This window comes from Rhizobium sp. 10N414 (assembly GCF_056394785.1).
Map to the genome: position 1 here is coordinate 1 of NZ_JBFTIN010000032.1, position 17,082 is coordinate 17,082.

A 17,082-nucleotide genomic window follows, 5' to 3' on the forward strand; every position below is an offset into this window, starting at 1 on the left:
GAACTTGCAAACCGGGAGGAAACGATGCGCAAGTTTTTGCTGACGACAGCGTTGGTGACGATGAGTGTTGCGGGCTTGGGTGCTGCCAAGGCTGCGGATGTGAAGGAAGTGCAGATGCTGCACTGGTGGACGTCCGGCGGCGAGGCTGCGGCCTTGAACGTGTTGAAGGAGGATCTGTCGAAGGAGGGGTTTGCCTGGAAGGACGTGCCGGTTGCCGGCGGTGGCGGTGATGCGGCGATGACGGCGCTGAAGGCGATGGTTGCGGCCGGCACCTATCCGACGGCCTCGCAGATGCTCGGCTACACCGTTCTCGACTAYGCCCAGGCCGGCGTCATGGGGGACCTGACGGAGACGGCGAAGGCCGAGGGCTGGGACAAGGCGGTTCCGGCGGCRCTGCAGAAGTTCTCCGTCTATGACGGCAAGTGGGTCGCAGCCCCCGTCAACGTCCACTCGGTCAACTGGCTGTGGATCAACAAGGGTGTGATGGACAAGATCGGCGGCACCGAGCCGAAGACCTTCGACGACCTGMTCGCGCTGCTCGACAAGGCGAAGGCTGCCGGCGTGACGCCGCTGGCGCTCGGCGGCCAGAACTGGCAGGAAGCGACGATGTTCGACTCRATCGTGCTGTCGACGGGCGGCCCCGAGTTCTACAAGAAGGCGATGAACGACCTCGACGAGGAGTCGCTGAAGTCGGACACGATGAAGAAGTCGTTCGACAACCTGCAGAAGATCGTCCAGTACGTCGACCCGAACTTCTCCGGACGCGACTGGAACCTTGCGACCGCCATGGTCATCAAGGGCGATGCGCTCGTGCAGGTGATGGGTGACTGGGCCAAGGGCGAGTTCGTCGCCGCCAAGAAGACACCGAACACCGACTTCCTGTGCTACCGCTTCCCGGGCACCGACGGCAGCGTGATCTACAACTCCGACATGTTCGGCATGTTCAACGTGCCTGACGACCGCAAGGCAGCACAGGTGGCGCTTGCCAAGGCAACGCTGTCGAAGAGCTTCCAGTCGGCGTTCAACGTCGTCAAGGGCTCGGTTCCGGCCCGTACCGACGTTCCGGATACCGATTTCGACGCCTGCGGCAAGAAGGGTATCGCCGACCTGAAGAAGGCCAATGAAGGCGGCACGCTGTACGGCTCGCTGGCCCAGGGCTATGGCGCGCCTCCGGCGGTTGCCAATGCCTACAAGGACGTCGTCTCGAAGTTCGTGCATGGCCAGATCAAGACCTCCGACCAGGCGGTCGAAGAGCTCGTCAAGGCCATCGACGACGCCAAGTAATCAAGGCCTCCCACGGTCTTCCCCGCCGGTGTCGGCGGGGAAGATTCCGCCACGGACGATCTCGTTGGAGGAGATGACCCCATGAGCACCATCGCTACCGATAAAACCGTTCTCACGCCGCACCGTGGAACGCCCATTTCCATCCGCGCGCGCCTGCAGGACGCGCTGCCGAAGATCGTGCTCGCGCCGAGTTTCGCCATCACGCTTGTGTTCGTCTACGGCTTCATCCTCTGGACGATCTATCTGTCCTTCACCAATTCCAAGACCTTTCCGTCCTACGTGCTGACGGGCCCGCGCGCCTATCAGCGGCTGTGGCGCTGGACGTTCGAAAGCGATCCGCCGTCCAGCTGGTACACCTCGATCACCAACATGGGCATCTTCGGTGTGCTCTATGTCGGCATCTGCCTGGCGCTCGGCCTGTTCCTGGCGATCCTGCTCGACCAGAAGATCCGCGGCGAGGGCATATTGCGGCCGATCTTCCTCTATCCGATGGCGCTCTCCTTCATCGTGACAGGCGTTGCCTGGAAATGGTTCCTCGATCCGGGGCTCGGGCTCGAGCAGACGCTGCATCAGTTCGGCTGGACGAGCTTCCACTTCGACTGGATCAAGAACAAGGACTTCGTGATCTATACTGTCGTGATCGCCGGTGTCTGGCAGGCGTCCGGCTTCGTCATGGCGATGTTCCTTGCCGGCCTTCGCGGCATCGACAGCGAGATCATGAAGGCGGCGCAGATCGACGGGGCGACGACCGTGCAGCTCTATCGCCGCATCATCATCCCGTTGCTCAGACCGATCTTCCTGTCGGCCTTCATCGTGCTCGCCCACATGGCGATCAAGTCTTACGATCTGGTTGTGGCACTGACCTCGGGCGGCCCCGGCGGCTCGGCCTGGCTGCCGTCCAACTTCATGTACGAATACACCTTCAAGCGCAACGAGATGGCCGTCGGCTCGGCGAGCGCGGTGATCATGCTGATGACGATTTCGGCGATCATCGTTCCCTATCTCTATTCGGAACTCAGGGAGAAATCGCGATGAGCGCCGTCACCTCGACCCTGCCGAGTGCGGCCAGCGCCTCGCGCAACAGACTGTTCAGCCGGATCTTCATCTACGGGCTGCTTGTCATCTTCGCGATCATCTACCTGATGCCGCTGTTCGTCATGCTGGTGACCTCGTTCAAGACGATGGACGAGATCCAGAACGGCAACATGCTGGCGCTGCCGCAGTCGCCGACCATCGAGCCCTGGTTCAAGGCCTGGGGGCAGGCCTGCGTCGGGCTGACCTGCGCCGGCATCAAGGGCTACTTCTGGAACTCGATCAAGATGGTCGTTCCKGCCGTGGCGATCTCGACGATCATGGGCGCGCTGAATGGCTACATCCTGACCAAGTGGCGCTTCCCCGGCCACACGCTGGTGTTCGGCCTGATGCTGTTTGCCTGCTTCATCCCGTTCCAGTCGGTGCTCTTGCCGATGGCGACCATCCTTGGCAGCCTCGGCCGCTTCGGGGCGACGCTGCGCGACCAGATCGGCATGTCGCTCGGCTTCGGCAATCCGACCGTCAACCTCGTCACCGTTCACGTCGTCTACGGCCTCGGCTTCACGACGCTGTTCTTTCGCAACTATTACGAGGCCTTTCCGACCGAACTGGTGAAGGCGGCGCAGGTCGACGGTGCCAGCTTCTTCCAGATCTTCCGCCGCATCATGCTGCCGAACTCGCTGCCGATCATCGTCGTCACCGTCATCTACCAGTTCACCAACATCTGGAACGACTTCCTGTTTGCCTCGGCCTATGCCGGCACGGGCGATTCCATGCCGATGACGGTGGCGCTGAACAACGTTGTCAACACCTCCACCGGTGTCGTCGAATACAACGTCAACATGGCGGCGGCGATGATCGCAGCGCTTCCGACCCTCCTCGTCTACATTCTCGCCGGCCGCTACTTCGTGCGTGGCCTGATGGCGGGCGCTGTCAAAGGATAATCCAATGGCTTTCCTCGAAATCTCAGGTCTCAAGAAGCGCTTCGGCTCGCTGGAGATCCTCAAGGGCATCAACCTTGACCTGGAAAAGGGCGGCTTCCTCGTGCTCGTCGGCCCGTCCGGCTGCGGCAAGTCGACCTTGCTCAACACCATTGCCGGCCTGGAATCGATCACCGAGGGCGACATTCGCGTCGATGGCCGCAGCATTGCCGACCTGCATCCGTCGAAGCGCGACATCGCCATGGTGTTCCAGAGCTACGCGCTCTACCCGAACATGACGGTGGCCGGAAACATCGCCTTCGGCATGGAGATGCGCGGCGTGCCGGTCGAGGAGCGCAACAAGGCGATCGACAAGGTCGCCAAGGTGCTGCAGATCGGCCACCTGCTCAATCGCAAGCCGAGCCAGCTGTCGGGCGGCCAGCGCCAGCGCGTCGCCATGGGCCGCGCCCTGGTGCGCGACCCGAAGCTGTTCCTGTTCGACGAACCGCTCTCCAACCTCGACGCCAAGCTGCGCGTCGACATGCGCATCGAGATCAAGCGGCTGCACCAGGCGACCGGCACGACGATCGTCTATGTGACCCACGACCAGATCGAGGCGATGACGCTGGCCACCAAGATCGCCGTCATGCGCGACGGCGAGGTGCAGCAGTTCGGCACGCCGGCCGAGATCTACAACAACCCGGCCAACATGTTCGTCGCCGACTTCATGGGCTCGCCGGCGATGAACCTCCTCGCGGGGACGATCGAGAAGGGGGCGTCCGGCCTGACCGTGTCGCTTTCGCGTCCGCAGGGCGAGCCGATCCGGCTGCCTGTCACGGCGGGCAACGGCGCGCTCGAAGCGCATACCGGCCGCGAGATCGTCTTCGGCATCCGCCCCGAGGCGCTGACCGATCCTGACGGTGCGGACCGCAACGCCAAGGCGCTGGCCGAAAGCGACTGCCTGATCGAGGTGGTGGAACCGGCCGGATCCGACACCTTCGCGGTCACCAAGCTCGGCGGCAAGGAGGTCGTGGCGCGGCTCAGGGCCGACGCCCGCATCCAGGCCGGCCAGCACGCCCGCCTCGCCTTCAACCTCGACAAGGCCGTGTTCTTCGATCCGCAAAGCCAAACCCGAGAGGCTTCGCGTGCGTGATTCGTTGGTCATGCCGCGAATTCCATCGTACAACAACGCACCAACCATCATGGTTGGCGAACGAGGCTCCGACTTATCCGGAGACTTCCGCCGTTGCCTGCCGCGATCCTCGCTCACGAGCGCAAATGAAACGCGCCAGAGGGCAGGGCAATCGCCCGCCAGACCAGGCAGGTGTTCGGACTGCGAACTTTGAAAATGGAGTAGGGTTTGATTTCCGATCCACGAGCTTTCCTGCAAACCCTGTTTCACCAAGCCGTCAAGGCCGCCGATCCTTACGAGGCCCTGGTTCGCCATCTTCCGGATCCGCCGAAAGGCAGGACAATCGTTGTTGGGGCAGGGAAGGCCGCAAGCCAGATGGCGGCCGCTTTCGAACGCGCTTGGTCTCATCCCTTCGAAGGTCTCGTTGTTGCCAGGCATGGGCCAATCGCAGAGTGCCGATCGACGAAGATTCTCCAGGCGGCTCATCCGGTCCCAGACAGAGGCGGTCTTATCGGCGCCGAGGCGCTGATGAACCATCTGCATGGGCTGACGTGTGATGATCTGGTGATCGCACTGATATCCGGCGGCGGCTCGGCCTTGCTGCCGGCCCCGCCGACCGGTTTCACCCTCACCGACGAGAGCGCGTTGAACGAAGCGCTGCTGGCGTCGGGCGCGCCGATCTCCGGGATGAATGTGGTGCGGAAGCATTTCTCCCGCATCAAGGGGGGACGGCTTGCCGCACTTGCCCATCCGGCAAAGGTCGTCAGCCTCGTCGTCTCCGATGTTCCGGGCGACAATCCGGCCTTCGTTGCGTCGGGGCCGACGGTTCCCGACAGCAGCGATGCGGAGGAGGCGCTGCGAGTGATCCGGGACTACCGGATCGATCTCCCGGCGCGCGTGATCGATTGTATTCGCAATACCAGAGCGCCAAGTGCCGGTGACCGCGTCTTCGCCAACAACGAAGTGCATGTGATCGCCTCGGCGCGGGTGTCCCTGGAGGCGGCTGCCGATCGGGCAAGATCTCTCTGCGTGCAACCCCTCATCCTTTCGGATTCGATCGAGGGGGAGGCGAAGGATATCGGCCGGATGCATGCGGCGCTTGCTCGGGAGTTTTTGACGAGACCGCCGGCTCCAAAGCCTCTCGTGCTGCTTTCGGGCGGGGAGACTACGGTCAGCATCGGAACCGGAACATATGGCAAGGGCGGGCGAAATTCCGAGCTTCTCCTCTCGGCGGCGATCGATCTACAAGGAGTCGATGGCGTTGTAGCGATGGCCGCTGATACCGACGGTATCGACGGCTCCGAAGACAATGCTGGCGCCTTCTGTGACGGCGGGACGGTGGCGCGGATCAGGAGCGCCGGCGGCGATGCGCGCGCGTTCCTGGCGGGCCATGATGCGTGGTCGGCCTTCAACCTCGCGGGCGATCTGTTCGTTCCGGGACCGACAGGTACCAACGTGAATGATTTCCGCGCTTTTCTTGTAGAATAGCGCGCCACAAGGCCGAGCAGCTTTAGCGTGTGCCAAGCTGCCGACGTCCTGCGTGGAGCGTCGGCGGCGCCAAATCAGTAAGGCGCAGGCCCGCCTAGTAGGTTGTCACAGACACGTATGTCTTTGTAATAGTTGGGAAGCCCGCCCCAGGCCCCTCGGGGGCGGGCTCTATCGATCCGGACCCCTTCCGGACCGCGGCTGATGGTGAGCCGCTGGAAACACACATGCCCGGTGTTGCGTGTTGAGACAACCGAAAGCTGTTTTGTTGGTTATTTGGTAAGGTTACCGGGCGACGCAGGTGCGTCTGGACATTGACCGGGACTCTCTTCAACACTGCATCGGCAGACGCCCACTCGACGACGAGTGAGTGACGGCGAACAACGGGAGCAAGGGGATTGGGGTCATGGTCGACCGGCTGAAGGGGAAGATTGCAATTATTTCAGGCGGCGCGACCGGCATGGGCGGAGCGGCCTCGCGCCTCTTCGCTGCCGAGGGCGCCAGGGTAGCGATCATTGACCGGAATGAAGCGGCAGCACGGCAAACGGCGGAGGAGATTTGTTCCGCCGGTCATGTCGCCGACTACTGGGTCGCCGACGTGTCGGAGGAGGCCGCCGTCGTCGCGGCCGTCAGGGGTGTGGAGGATAGGTTCGGCGCCGTCACCGTGCTCTTCAATCACGCCGGCACTATCGTCATCAAGCCGTTCCTGGAGACCACGCTCGAGGAGTGGGAGTGGCTGCACGCGGTCAACGTGCGATCGATGTTCCTGATGACGCGGGCGGTCCTGCCGGGGATGATCGCCGCGGGCGGTGGTTCCATCGTCTGCACGTCATCAATCTCGGCCGTGGCCGCAACGCCGATGGAAGTGCTCTACGACACGACGAAGGGCGCTGTGCATATGTTTGCTCGTGCGATCGGGGTCGAATTCAGGGATCGCAACATCCGCTGCAACGCCGTCTGCCCCGGCTTCATCCGCACGCCGCACGGATTGCGCGAGGTCAGCGAATTGCAGGCACTCGGCGTCGATGTGTCGGACGCGGCTATTGCCGCCCAGCAGGGACGGATCGGCGAACCCGAGGACGTGGCACGCGCCGCGCTCTATCTCGCTAGCGACGAGTCGATGTTCGTCAATGGCGCGCATCTCTTCGTCGACAACGGCTTCACCGCTATCTAAATTAAACGCTGCAACGCCGCCAGCGTGCCGGAGGATGCCCCGTTTGGCGTCGGAACACTGTGATGAAATGGGTCCGCGATCGAAATCCGACGTCGATCGCGATTTCATCGATGCTCAGGCCATCGCTGATCAGCTTCGCTTTCGCGCGCTCTATCCGACGTTCCTGCAGATAGACGCGTGGACTGAAGCCCGTCGCCGACCGGAACCCTGCTGCGAAGTGCATTGGACTGAGCCCCGCCGCGTGCGCGATGTCCGCGAGCCGAAGCGAGGTCGCCAGGTTGAGTTCGATGAAATCCACGGCGCGCTTAACCCGCCAGGGTGCGAGGATGACGGAATTATTCCGGTGCTTCTTCATCTCTGCTTCTCTCCACTGGTCGCGGCAAAAAGTCGGGACTGGACCCGCTGAAGGGTCCGTTCGAAAACCTCAGGCTCGTCGAGTGCTCTGGCGACCACTAGGGCTCCCTGAACGGCAACGACGGTCTCCTCGGCCAGCGCGGCGGCATCCGGCTCGAGGCATCCGGCTCGCGTGAGAGCTGAGGCAAGCGCGCTATGCCATTCGGCGAAGTAGTCCCTGACCTGAGCGCTGAACCGGTTGCGGACATTATCGAGTGCGAACGCACCAACGAGGCACACTCGGCTGCCGGAGCGAAAATACCGGGAAACAGAGCGAAACATGTCGGAGATAGCGGAGCGCGGATCATCCGCGTTCCGTAACGGTTCGAAAACCTGTGTCACGAACCATTCGTCGATCTCGCCGAGCACGGCTATGGCCATCTCTTCCTTTCCGCCGGGAAAGAAGTGATAGAGGCTTCCCTTTCCGAGTCCTGTTTTTTCCGTGATGGTTGAAAGACTTGCGCCCTCGAAGCCATACTCCCGAAAGACTTCGGCCAGGGATGGGATTGCGTCGGAGCGCTCGGCGACGATCTTTGGCATGTGTTACAGTCCCAATTCAGAAAGGCTTGGGTGGTCAGCAGGCCTGGGGCCGGACCGATCCCAGAAAAACTTGCGTTCGGATTCCTTGATGGGCATATCGTTGATGCAAGCATAGCGGTGGTGCATCAGGCCGCTCGCGTCGAACTCCCAGTTCTCGTTGCCGTATGCCCGATACCAGTTCCCGGAGTCGTCGCGGTATTCGTAGGCGAAGCGAACCGCGATGCGGTCGCCGTCGTGGGCCCACAGTTCCTTGATCAGCCGATACTCGAGTTCCTTGCGCCATTTCCTGGTCAGGAACTCGACGATCTTTTCCCGCCCTTGGACAAATTCCGCGCGATTGCGCCAGTAACTGTCAACGGTATAGGCGAGTGACACCCTGTCGGGATCGCAACTGTTCCATCCATCCTCTGCGGCTCGGACTTTGGCAGCCGCGGTTTCGCGGGTGAAGGGAGGGAGTGGTGGGCGGTGTTCAGGCATGGTTTCGATCTCCTAGTGCTCGTTTCTGTACCGATCGGTAAACAGTATGTCAATCGGTACAATCGGTGGTGCGCAGAGTCAACGCAATCGCCAGGCACTGCATCCTTTTGCCGTGCGAATCGAAAGTTTTCGGATTGGAAAGCACGCAGTCCAGCAAGTGCCAACCACTGCAGACTGAGTGCGAAAGGGTTTAGGTACACGCCAGCTGCCGAAGGCTGAAAAGGGCCGAGATGGTGATCTCGGCCCTTGTCGTTGTGCGCCCAACATGGGCGCATTCTTGTGGGTGGAAGTCCCACCGTAACCTGGGGTGGCCCAGCAAGTGGCAGCAAATGCCGGTCGCTGGTGGCGCAACAGCGGCAAGCTCCTTAACGCCACCCTCACCATTAGATGGGCTGACCAACTTGGAATGCCCAGGCTCGTCTAACCTCAATCTCTCGAACCACCCGGTGCGGACCCGCATGCCGGGTGGTGTGGCAGGGGTGCGATCACATCGATCGCCCCCAATGCCGATTGGTAATCCTGCGGGTGTTCGCTTACTTGCCCGCTTTCGTGGTGTGGCGGCGGCCCTTGCCGATGTCCGGCAGGAAGATGGTCAACAGGCCGAGCAGCGGTAAATACGAGCAGATTTTGTAGACGAACTCGATGCCCATGTGGTCGGCCACCATGCCGAGGCCTGCTGCGCCAATGCCGCCGATACCGAAGGCAAAGCCGAAGAACAGGCCGGCAATCATGCCGACACGACCCGGAACCAGCTCCTGCGCAAAGACGACGATGGCCGAGAAGGCGGAGGCCAGGATGATGCCGATCAGGAAGGTCAGGAAGACCGTCCAGTTGTAGTCGGCATAAGGCAGGGCAAGGGTGAAGGGCAGGGCGCCGAGGATCGAGAACCAAATGACGAACTTGGTGCCGAACCAGTCGACGACAGGGCCGCCGGCGACGGTGCCGATGGCCACGGCGCCGAGGAATACGAACAGCAGAATCTGCGCGTGCTGCACCGACACTCCGAAGCGTTCGATCATATAGAAAGTGTAGTAGCTCGAAAGGCTCGTCATGTAGACGTATTTCGAGAACACTAGCAGTGCCAGGACACCGATCGCCGCAATGACCTTGTTGCGTGGGAGATGGACCGCGGGTGCCGCCGCCTTGCGACCGGCGTTATTCTTGCGGTGATCGGCGTACCAGACGCCGACGCGCCACAGGACGATCATGCCGGTCAGAGCTGCGAGCGAGAACCATGCAACGCTATGCTGGCCCCGCGGTAGTACGATGAAGGCGGCCAGAAGCGGACCTATCGCCGAGCCGAAGTTGCCGCCAACCTGGAACAGTGACTGGGCAAGGCCATGGCGTCCGCCTGATGCCAGCCGGGCAACGCGCGAGGATTCCGGATGGAACACGGCGGAGCCGAGGCCGACGACACCCGCGCCGATGAGCAAGACCCAATAGGCGTGCGCATATGCGAGCAGCACCAGGCCGATCAGCGTGAAGCCCATGCCGACAGACAATGAGTAAGGCAACGGGCGTTTGTCGGTGTAAATGCCGATCAGCGGCTGCAGGAGCGACGCGGTGACCTGGAACACGAGGCCGAGGAAGCCGATCTGCGTGAAGTCGAGGCCGTAGCCGTCCTTGATCATCGGATAGAGCGCGGGGATCAGCGACTGCATGGTATCGTTGAGAAGATGGCAGAAGCTTACCGCCATGATAATGCCGAAAACCGTCTGTTCCGCAGAGTGCCTCTCTGCCGTCATTGCGCTGTCTGTCACGATTCTGCTCCGTCCTACGAGGCTTTGGAATAACCGACTTGTGGTCGTCCCGCTTTCGTGTTTTGGTCTTGCTATTTCGCAAGTGGGCCAAAAATGGTGAAATCCAAGCAAAGCCTGGCGACGAGTGAGTTGGCCAAGCTCCATGTGGAGCGTCTTGCTGCCATCGAGGCAGCCTCAGAGCCGGTCTATGCCATCCCCTCGGAATATCCGGCCGGCTACCATGTGGAACCCCATAGTCACAGCCGTGCACAGTTCGTCTATGCTCGGTCCGGCGTGCTTATGGTGTCGTCGATACTGGGGCGCTGGATGGTGCCGCCGCAGCATGCGTTGTGGATACCGGCAGGACTTGTCCACACCGTCGACATGCTCGGCGATGTTGCGATGCTTTCGGCCTATGTCTCGCCCCAGGCCTTGGCCGATCCACCGACGGCCATCCGCGTCGTGGCGCTGACTGATCTTGCCAGAGCGTTGATCACCGAGGCTGTTGCGCCGCCCGAGGCCAAGAGCGGCAGACGGGATCTCATCATGGCGCTGCTGCTCGAGGAGGTCTTGCGGCTTCCCGACCGGCCGTTGGGATTGCCGTTCCCCTCAGATACGCGCCTGGCGACGCTCTGCCGCGGCTTCATGGAAAGTCCGAGTGCAAGGCTGGTCATCGACGATTGGGCGGAGCGGCTTGCCATGAGCCGGCGCGCCTTTACTCGGTTCTTTCGCAAGGAAACGGGTATCAGTCTCTCAACCTGGCGGCAGCAGGCGGCGGTGTTCACCGCCTTGCCCCGCCTCGCAGCCGGGGAGGCGGTTACAGCCGTTGCCCTCGACCTTGGCTACGACAGCGTCGCCGCCTTCACCACGATGTTCAGGCGGACGATGGGAGCCGCTCCCCGCGCGTATTTCAGGGCACCCGAACAATATTGAGCCTCTGCCCAAGCATGGATCCGCCGTCTCGCAGGACCGGGCGATGACGCGCTGCGTCCTCGATTTGACGTTTACGTTCACGGCAAATCTGTGAGTTTTAAGAATTCGAAAAACATTCGTTTGACATTCGAATAATCTTCGCTTTAATTGCTCTGACTTTCGCAAATGCGTGAGCATGTTGCGTTGCGGCATATTCTGGCTCGGAGGGGGAACGTGAGCCGTCAGATTCACGATCTTTTCATTATCGGCGGCGGCATCAATGGCTGCGGGATCGCGCGGGATGCGATCGGGCGGGGCTATTCGGTCGCGCTTGCGGAAATGAACGATTTCGCTTCGGGCACGTCTTCCGGCGCGACCAAGCTCATCCATGGCGGCTTGCGCTATCTCGAGCACTACGAGTTTCGTCTGGTGCGCGAATCTCTGATGGAGCGCGAAGTGCTCTGGGCGATGGCGCCGCACATCATCTGGCCGATGCGCTTCGTGCTGCCCTATCACAAGGGTGGCATCCGCCCGGCATGGCTGATCCGTCTCGGGCTGTTTCTCTACGATCACCTCGGCGGACGAAAGTTGTTGCCGCCGACCGCGGTTCTCGACATGCGCCGCGACCCGGCCTCCAAGCCATTGAAGGCACTCTTCACGAAGGCGTTCGAGTATTCGGATGGTTGGGTCGACGATGCGCGTATGGTAGTGCTCAATGCGCGGGACGCGGCCGACCGCGGCGCGCTGATCATGCCGAGAACGAGAGTCGTTTCGGCGCGGCGCGAGAACGGATTGTGGTCGATCGAGACGGTCGACACCGTCAGCGGGCAGGGCAACAGTTTTCAGGCGCGGATGCTGGTGAATGCTGCCGGGCCATGGGTCGATCAGGTCATTCGCACGGCCTTCGGGCAGAACGAGGCCCGCCACGTGCGGCTCGTGCAGGGCAGCCACATCGTCGTAAAGAAGAAGTTCGACGATCCGCGGGCCTATTTCTTCCAGAACCCGGACAACCGCATCATCTTCGCGATCCCGTACGAGCAGGACTTCACGCTGATCGGTACCACCGACCGCGACTACTCGGCCGATCCGAAGGATGTGAAAATATCCGAGGAAGAGACGATCTATCTCTGCAACGCGGCGAGCGAGTATTTCAAGGAGCCGGTACGGCCGGAAGACATCGTCTGGACCTATTCGGCTGTGCGGCCTCTATTTGACGACGGCGCTTCCAAGGCGCAGGAGGCGACCCGCGACTACGTGCTGAAGATCGAAGGCGAGGGTGAAAGCGCACCGCTGCTCAATGTCTTCGGCGGCAAGCTCACGACCTATCGGCGCCTATCCGAACACGCACTGGAAAGGATCGCCGAGGCGATCGGCGCCAAAGGCGCGTCCTGGACAGCGAAGAGCCATCTGCCGGGCGGGGATTTCGCCGCGACCGGCTATGAGGCGGAGGTTGCTAAGCTGAAGGGCGGTTATCCGTTCCTGGCGGACCGGCATGCGCGCCAACTGGTGCGCCGCTACGGCACCAAGGCGTCGGTCCTGCTCGGGCGGGCCGCCAGCGCGGAGGACCTGGGACACTGTTTCGGAGGCGATCTCTTCGAGGCAGAGGTTCGCTATCTCATCGATCACGAATGGGCCAGACGCGCAGAGGATGTGCTTTGGCGAAGAACGAAAGTCGGCCTGCGCCTGACCAAGGAACAGGCTGCGCTATTGGAGGAGTACATGGCCGCGCGACCGGCGCAGATGGCTGGTTGAAGCGGTAATGTCCCCGCTGTTGAGGAGGCACGGGAACCGGAATGCTTGAATTGCGGAACGCTGCAAAGATGGTGGGCGGGGAGTATCACATCCACGCAACCAATCTTGCATTTGAAAAAGGCACATTGAATGTGCTGCTGGGGCCGACGCTGTCCGGCAAGACATCGCTGATGCGACTGATGGCCGGGCTCGATCGACCGACGAGCGGTTCCGTCCATTTCGACGGCGTAGACGTGACCGGCATGCCGGTGCAGAAGCGCAACGTCGCGATGGTTTACCAGCAGTTCATCAACTATCCGGCCCTGACGGTGTACGAAAACATCGCCTCGCCAATGCGGATTTCAGGCAAGGACACCGCGACGATCGATCGTGAGGTTCGCAAGGCCGCCGAACTCTTGCGCCTTACGCCCTATCTGGATCGCACCCCGCTCAATCTCTCCGGCGGCCAGCAGCAGCGCACGGCGCTTGCGCGTGCCCTTGTGAAGAATGCCAGCCTTGTGCTGATGGACGAGCCGCTCGCGAACCTCGACTACAAGCTGCGCGAGGAACTGCGTGCCGAACTGCCGCGGATCTTTGCGCAGTCCGGCGCCATCTTCGTCTACGCCACAACGGAGCCTTCCGAAGCGCTTCTGCTCGGCGGCAACACGGCCACCCTTTCGGAAGGCCACGTGACGCAGTTCGGACCGACGATCGCCGTCTACCGAAATCCGCTCGACCTCGTAACTGCAAAGACCTTTGCCGATCCGCCGCTCAATTTCATGGATGTGATAAAGGCCGGCGGTTCGTTCCAGAGGCAAGGAGCTGATATCCTGCCGGTGCCCGCGCATTTGGACGACATGGCCGATGGTCCGGTCACGATCGCCTTCCATCCGCACCACCTCGCTCTTTCGCCGCAGACTCAGACGGCAGCAAAACTGCAGGCACGCACGCAGGTTTCCGAGATCACAGGCTCCGAAAGCTTTGTGCATATGGATTTCGACGGTGTCCGTTGGGTCATGCTTGCCCACGGCATTCACAACATCGATCCGGATACCGAGGTCGACATCTACCTCGACACCCGTCACGTCATGGCGTTCGGCACCGATGGCCGGGCAATCGCAACTGGCGCAAAGGCGTAAGGGAGAAGGACATGGCACGCATCACGCTCGACCACATCCGCCACGCCTACGGACCGAACCCGAAGTCCGACGCAGACTATGCGCTTCGTGAAGTCGATCACGAATGGCGGGACGGCGGCGCCTACGCGCTTCTCGGACCATCCGGCTGCGGAAAGACGACGCTACTCAACATCATTTCCGGCCTGCTGCAGCCGTCGCACGGCCGTATCCTCTTCGATGGCCAGGATGTGACGAACCTTTCCACGCAGGCGCGAAACATTGCGCAGGTGTTCCAGTTCCCGGTCATCTACGACACCATGACTGTCTACGACAACCTGGCTTTCCCGCTGCGCAATCGCAGGGTCCCCGAGCCGGAAGTCGATCGGCGCGTTCGCGACATTCTCGAGATGATCGATCTCGGCGGTATGGCCAAGCGCAAGGCACAGGGCCTGACGGCCGACCAGAAGCAGAAGATCTCGCTCGGCCGCGGACTGGTGCGCAACGACGTCAACGCGATCCTGTTCGACGAGCCTTTGACCGTGATCGACCCGCACATGAAGTGGGTACTGCGTTCGCAGTTGAAGCGCCTGCACAAGCAGTTCGGCTTCACCATGGTCTATGTGACGCACGACCAGACGGAAGCGCTGACCTTCGCCGACAAGGTTGTCGTCATGTACGAAGGACAAATCGTCCAGATCGGCACGCCGGCAGAGCTTTTCGAGCGGCCGAGCCATACCTTCGTCGGTTACTTCATCGGGTCGCCGGGCATGAACGTCCTGCCGGTGCAACTGCAGGGCAGCGCGGTGCGTATCGGCAGCGAGACGCTGTCATTGGACTACGCGCCGCAAGCGGCTGCCGGCGCCAAGACCGAGCTCGGCATACGCCCGGAGTTCGTCAATATCGGCCGCGAAGGAATGCCGGTCACCGTCAACAGGGTCGAGGACATTGGACGGCAGAAGATCGTGCGCGCCACCTTTGCCGGCCAGCCGATCGCCATCGTCGTGACGGAGGACTCCGAAATCCCGGCTGATGCGCGGGTGACCTTCGATCCGGCTGCCATCAATATTTACGTCAATTCCTGGCGCGTCGGCAGGGAGGGCTGAGCATGGAAAAGACCTGGAACAACAAAGCCTGGTTTCTGGTTCTGCCGGTCCTTGTGCTGGTCGCCTTCTCGGCCGTCATTCCGCTGATGACCGTTGTGAACTACTCGGTCCAAGATACGTTCGGGAACAACGAGTTCTTCTGGGCGGGGACTGACTGGTTCGTGCAGACGCTTCATTCCGACCGCTTCTGGGCGGCGTTGCAGCGCAATCTCGTCTTCTCGCTGATCGTTCTGGCGCTGCAGATCCCGCTTGGCATCTTCATTGCCCTCAACATGCCGAAGAAGGGGATCGGCGTACCGATCTGCCTCGTGCTGATGGCGCTGCCGCTGCTCATTCCGTGGAACGTGGTCGGCACCATCTGGCAGGTTTTCGGGCGTGTCGACATCGGCCTGCTTGGTCATACTCTTGAGGCAATGGGGTTTGACTACAACTATGTCCGCGACCCCCTCGATGCGTGGATCACCATCATCCTGATGGACGTCTGGCACTGGACGAGCCTTGTGGTGCTGCTCTGCTATGCCGGCCTCGTTTCGATCCCGGATGCGTATTATCAGGCAGCGAAGATCGACGGCGCGTCGCGCTGGTCCGTCTTCCGCTACATCCAGCTGCCGAAGATGAAGCGCGTGCTACTCATCGCCGTCCTGCTGCGTTTCATGGACAGCTTCATGATCTACACCGAACCTTTCGTCGTCACCGGCGGCGGTCCCGGCAACTCGACCACCTTCCTGTCGATTGACCTTGTGAAGATGGCCGTTGGCCAGTTTGACCTCGGTCCGGCCGCGGCAATGTCGATCATCTACTTCCTTATCATCCTGCTCCTGTCATGGGTCTTCTACACCGTCATGACCAGCAGCGACGCGAACGCCTGAGAAAGGAGAGGACCATGGCTCAAACAATGAAATACAAGCCTGCGGGCAACTTCTCCTGGGTCGTTTCGACGGTCTACATCATCTTTCTGCTGCTGCCGATCTACTGGCTGATGAACATGAGCTTCAAGGAGAATGCCGAGATCACCGGCGCCTTCTCGCTGTGGCCGCAGAACCCGACGCTCGGGAACTACATGGTGATCTTCACCGATCCCTCCTGGTACAACGGCTACATCAACTCGATCATCTACGTGGTCATGAATACGGTGATCTCGGTGCTGGCGGCGCTGCCTGCGGCCTATGCCTTCTCGCGCTACCGGTTCCTGGGCGACAAGCATCTGTTCTTCTGGCTGCTGACGAACCGCATGGCACCGCCGGCCGTCTTCGCGCTGCCGTTCTTCCAGCTCTATTCGGCTTTCGGGCTGATCGATACGCACATCGCCGTGGCGCTCGCCCACTGCCTGTTCAACGTGCCGCTGGCAGTCTGGATCCTGGAAGGCTTCATGTCCGGCGTGCCGAAGGAGATCGACGAAACGGCCTATATCGACGGCTATTCCTTCCCGCGGTTCTTCGTGAGGATCTTCATGCCGCTGATCGCGTCAGGGATCGGTGTCGCCGCCTTCTTCTGCTTCATGTTCTCGTGGGTGGAACTGCTGCTGGCCCGCACGCTGACGACGACTGCCGCAAAGCCGATTTCGGCGATCATGACGCGCACCGTCTCGGCTGCAGGGATGGATTGGGGTGTGCTGGCGGCTGCCGGTGTGCTGACCATCATCCCCGGCGCGCTCGTCATCTACTTCGTACGCAATTACATCGCCAAGGGCTTCGCGCTCGGCCGCGTCTGACAAGGGAGGACCACTCATGAACTTTTCCTGGATGGCGTGGACGCTGCCGACTGCATTGTTTTTCCTGGCGATTTTCATGCTGCTCGTTGGCATGAGCATCTGGGAGTATTTCGTGCCTGGCGGCTCGCCGCGCGTCGGAATCCTCAGGTTCGAAACCACGCGAGGGGATCGGCTCTTCGTGTCGCTGCTTGGCGCAGCATACATACATCTCGCATGGCTGGGTCTTGTCGGACCCAACCTGTGGTGGGCTCTTGCCCTCTCCGTAGTCTACGCCATCGGCGTCTTCCGCTACGTGTGACGGCAGGGAAATACAGATGGCCGGGGGTACTGG

General features: G+C 61.5%; 17 protein-coding genes and 1 pseudogene. 14 read left to right on the plus strand and 4 right to left on the minus strand.

Annotated elements, in window-relative coordinates; all coding sequences use genetic code 11:
- Positions 1-24 precede the first annotated feature (24 nt).
- The 7 genes and pseudogenes from AC1DE4_RS23555 to AC1DE4_RS23585 all read left to right on the plus strand — a co-directional run bounded on the left by AC1DE4_RS23555 (position 25) and on the right by AC1DE4_RS23585 (position 7,027).
- A complete protein-coding gene (locus AC1DE4_RS23555; RefSeq protein WP_477883370.1) occupies positions 25-1,284 on the plus strand; it encodes an ABC transporter substrate-binding protein in 1,260 nt (419 codons plus the stop codon).
- Positions 1,285-1,365: 81 nt separating this feature from the next.
- On the plus strand, positions 1,366-2,319 hold the full coding sequence (locus tag AC1DE4_RS23560; RefSeq protein WP_029792362.1) for a carbohydrate ABC transporter permease: 954 nt from the start codon (positions 1,366-1,368) through the stop codon (positions 2,317-2,319).
- Positions 2,316-3,260 (plus strand): carbohydrate ABC transporter permease, encoded by a 945-nt coding sequence (locus AC1DE4_RS23565; protein WP_018117075.1) that lies wholly within the window; start codon positions 2,316-2,318, stop codon positions 3,258-3,260. Before AC1DE4_RS23560 ends, AC1DE4_RS23565 begins: the two co-directional genes overlap by 4 nt.
- A gap of 4 nt (positions 3,261-3,264) precedes the next feature.
- Entirely contained in the window at positions 3,265-4,389 is a 1,125-nt protein-coding gene (locus AC1DE4_RS23570; RefSeq protein WP_477883334.1) for an ABC transporter ATP-binding protein, read from the plus strand.
- Positions 4,370-4,582, plus strand: a pseudogene (locus AC1DE4_RS23575) (hypothetical protein); the annotation flags it as partial. The gene AC1DE4_RS23570 and the pseudogene AC1DE4_RS23575, both read left to right, overlap by 20 nt.
- 14 nt (positions 4,583-4,596) lie before the next feature.
- Positions 4,597-5,856, plus strand: coding sequence for a glycerate kinase type-2 family protein (locus AC1DE4_RS23580; protein WP_477883336.1), 1,260 nt, complete (start codon positions 4,597-4,599; stop codon positions 5,854-5,856).
- A gap of 403 nt (positions 5,857-6,259) precedes the next feature.
- Positions 6,260-7,027: an SDR family NAD(P)-dependent oxidoreductase gene (locus AC1DE4_RS23585; protein ID WP_192306552.1), complete on the plus strand. Its 768-nt coding sequence runs from the start codon at positions 6,260-6,262 to the stop codon at positions 7,025-7,027.
- 1 nt (position 7,028) lies between these two features.
- On the opposite strand, the gene AC1DE4_RS23590 is transcribed toward AC1DE4_RS23585, so the two are convergent.
- From AC1DE4_RS23590 to AC1DE4_RS23605, 4 genes are all read right to left on the minus strand, one after another.
- Entirely contained in the window at positions 7,029-7,382 is a 354-nt protein-coding gene (locus AC1DE4_RS23590) for a helix-turn-helix domain-containing protein (RefSeq protein WP_477883338.1), read from the minus strand.
- Positions 7,379-7,960 (minus strand): TetR/AcrR family transcriptional regulator, encoded by a 582-nt coding sequence (locus AC1DE4_RS23595; RefSeq protein ID WP_112647741.1) that lies wholly within the window; start codon positions 7,958-7,960, stop codon positions 7,379-7,381. Before AC1DE4_RS23595 ends, AC1DE4_RS23590 begins: the two co-directional genes overlap by 4 nt.
- 3 nt (positions 7,961-7,963) lie before the next feature.
- Positions 7,964-8,437 carry a nuclear transport factor 2 family protein gene (locus AC1DE4_RS23600; protein ID WP_018854675.1) on the minus strand — a complete coding sequence of 158 codons (474 nt, stop codon included), beginning with the start codon at positions 8,435-8,437 and terminating at the stop codon, positions 7,964-7,966.
- Between the two features lie 533 nt (positions 8,438-8,970).
- A complete protein-coding gene (locus tag AC1DE4_RS23605; RefSeq protein ID WP_018117065.1) occupies positions 8,971-10,182 on the minus strand; it encodes an MFS transporter in 1,212 nt (403 codons plus the stop codon).
- A gap of 108 nt (positions 10,183-10,290) precedes the next feature.
- On the opposite strand from AC1DE4_RS23605, the gene AC1DE4_RS23610 reads away from it, so the two are divergent.
- From AC1DE4_RS23610 to AC1DE4_RS23640, 7 genes are all read left to right on the plus strand, one after another.
- Positions 10,291-11,109 carry an AraC family transcriptional regulator gene (locus AC1DE4_RS23610; protein WP_018854676.1) on the plus strand — a complete coding sequence of 273 codons (819 nt, stop codon included), beginning with the start codon at positions 10,291-10,293 and terminating at the stop codon, positions 11,107-11,109.
- Positions 11,110-11,322: 213 nt separating this feature from the next.
- Complete coding sequence (gene glpD / locus AC1DE4_RS23615; RefSeq protein WP_018854677.1) at positions 11,323-12,840, plus strand: glycerol-3-phosphate dehydrogenase; 1,518 nt, start codon at positions 11,323-11,325, stop codon at positions 12,838-12,840.
- A 41-nt stretch (positions 12,841-12,881) separates the two neighbouring features.
- Positions 12,882-13,958 (plus strand): ABC transporter ATP-binding protein, encoded by a 1,077-nt coding sequence (locus AC1DE4_RS23620; RefSeq protein ID WP_018117062.1) that lies wholly within the window; start codon positions 12,882-12,884, stop codon positions 13,956-13,958.
- Positions 13,959-13,969: 11 nt separating this feature from the next.
- Positions 13,970-15,040: an ABC transporter ATP-binding protein gene (locus AC1DE4_RS23625; RefSeq protein ID WP_477883340.1), complete on the plus strand. Its 1,071-nt coding sequence runs from the start codon at positions 13,970-13,972 to the stop codon at positions 15,038-15,040.
- Between the two features lie 2 nt (positions 15,041-15,042).
- Positions 15,043-15,909 (plus strand): carbohydrate ABC transporter permease, encoded by an 867-nt coding sequence (locus tag AC1DE4_RS23630; protein WP_018117060.1) that lies wholly within the window; start codon positions 15,043-15,045, stop codon positions 15,907-15,909.
- Positions 15,910-15,923: 14 nt separating this feature from the next.
- Positions 15,924-16,751 (plus strand): carbohydrate ABC transporter permease, encoded by an 828-nt coding sequence (locus AC1DE4_RS23635; RefSeq protein ID WP_018117059.1) that lies wholly within the window; start codon positions 15,924-15,926, stop codon positions 16,749-16,751.
- A gap of 16 nt (positions 16,752-16,767) precedes the next feature.
- Positions 16,768-17,049, plus strand: coding sequence for a DUF2160 domain-containing protein (locus AC1DE4_RS23640; RefSeq protein WP_018117058.1), 282 nt, complete (start codon positions 16,768-16,770; stop codon positions 17,047-17,049).
- Positions 17,050-17,082 lie beyond the last annotated feature (33 nt).

Coding starts and splice junctions, on each gene's coding strand:
- AC1DE4_RS23560 (WP_029792362.1), top strand. CDS start 1,366: ATGAGCACCATCGCTACCGATAAAACCGTTCTCACGCCGCACCGTGGA.
- AC1DE4_RS23570 (WP_477883334.1), top strand. CDS start 3,265: ATGGCTTTCCTCGAAATCTCAGGTCTCAAGAAGCGCTTCGGCTCGCTG.
- AC1DE4_RS23585 (WP_192306552.1), top strand. CDS start 6,260: ATGGTCGACCGGCTGAAGGGGAAGATTGCAATTATTTCAGGCGGCGCG.
- AC1DE4_RS23590 (WP_477883338.1), bottom strand. CDS start 7,382: ATGAAGAAGCACCGGAATAATTCCGTCATCCTCGCACCCTGGCGGGTT.
- AC1DE4_RS23595 (WP_112647741.1), bottom strand. CDS start 7,960: ATGCCAAAGATCGTCGCCGAGCGCTCCGACGCAATCCCATCCCTGGCC.
- AC1DE4_RS23600 (WP_018854675.1), bottom strand. CDS start 8,437: ATGCCTGAACACCGCCCACCACTCCCTCCCTTCACCCGCGAAACCGCG.
- AC1DE4_RS23605 (WP_018117065.1), bottom strand. CDS start 10,182: ATGACGGCAGAGAGGCACTCTGCGGAACAGACGGTTTTCGGCATTATC.
- AC1DE4_RS23610 (WP_018854676.1), top strand. CDS start 10,291: ATGGTGAAATCCAAGCAAAGCCTGGCGACGAGTGAGTTGGCCAAGCTC.
- AC1DE4_RS23620 (WP_018117062.1), top strand. CDS start 12,882: ATGCTTGAATTGCGGAACGCTGCAAAGATGGTGGGCGGGGAGTATCAC.
- AC1DE4_RS23625 (WP_477883340.1), top strand. CDS start 13,970: ATGGCACGCATCACGCTCGACCACATCCGCCACGCCTACGGACCGAAC.
- AC1DE4_RS23630 (WP_018117060.1), top strand. CDS start 15,043: ATGGAAAAGACCTGGAACAACAAAGCCTGGTTTCTGGTTCTGCCGGTC.
- AC1DE4_RS23635 (WP_018117059.1), top strand. CDS start 15,924: ATGGCTCAAACAATGAAATACAAGCCTGCGGGCAACTTCTCCTGGGTC.
- AC1DE4_RS23640 (WP_018117058.1), top strand. CDS start 16,768: ATGAACTTTTCCTGGATGGCGTGGACGCTGCCGACTGCATTGTTTTTC.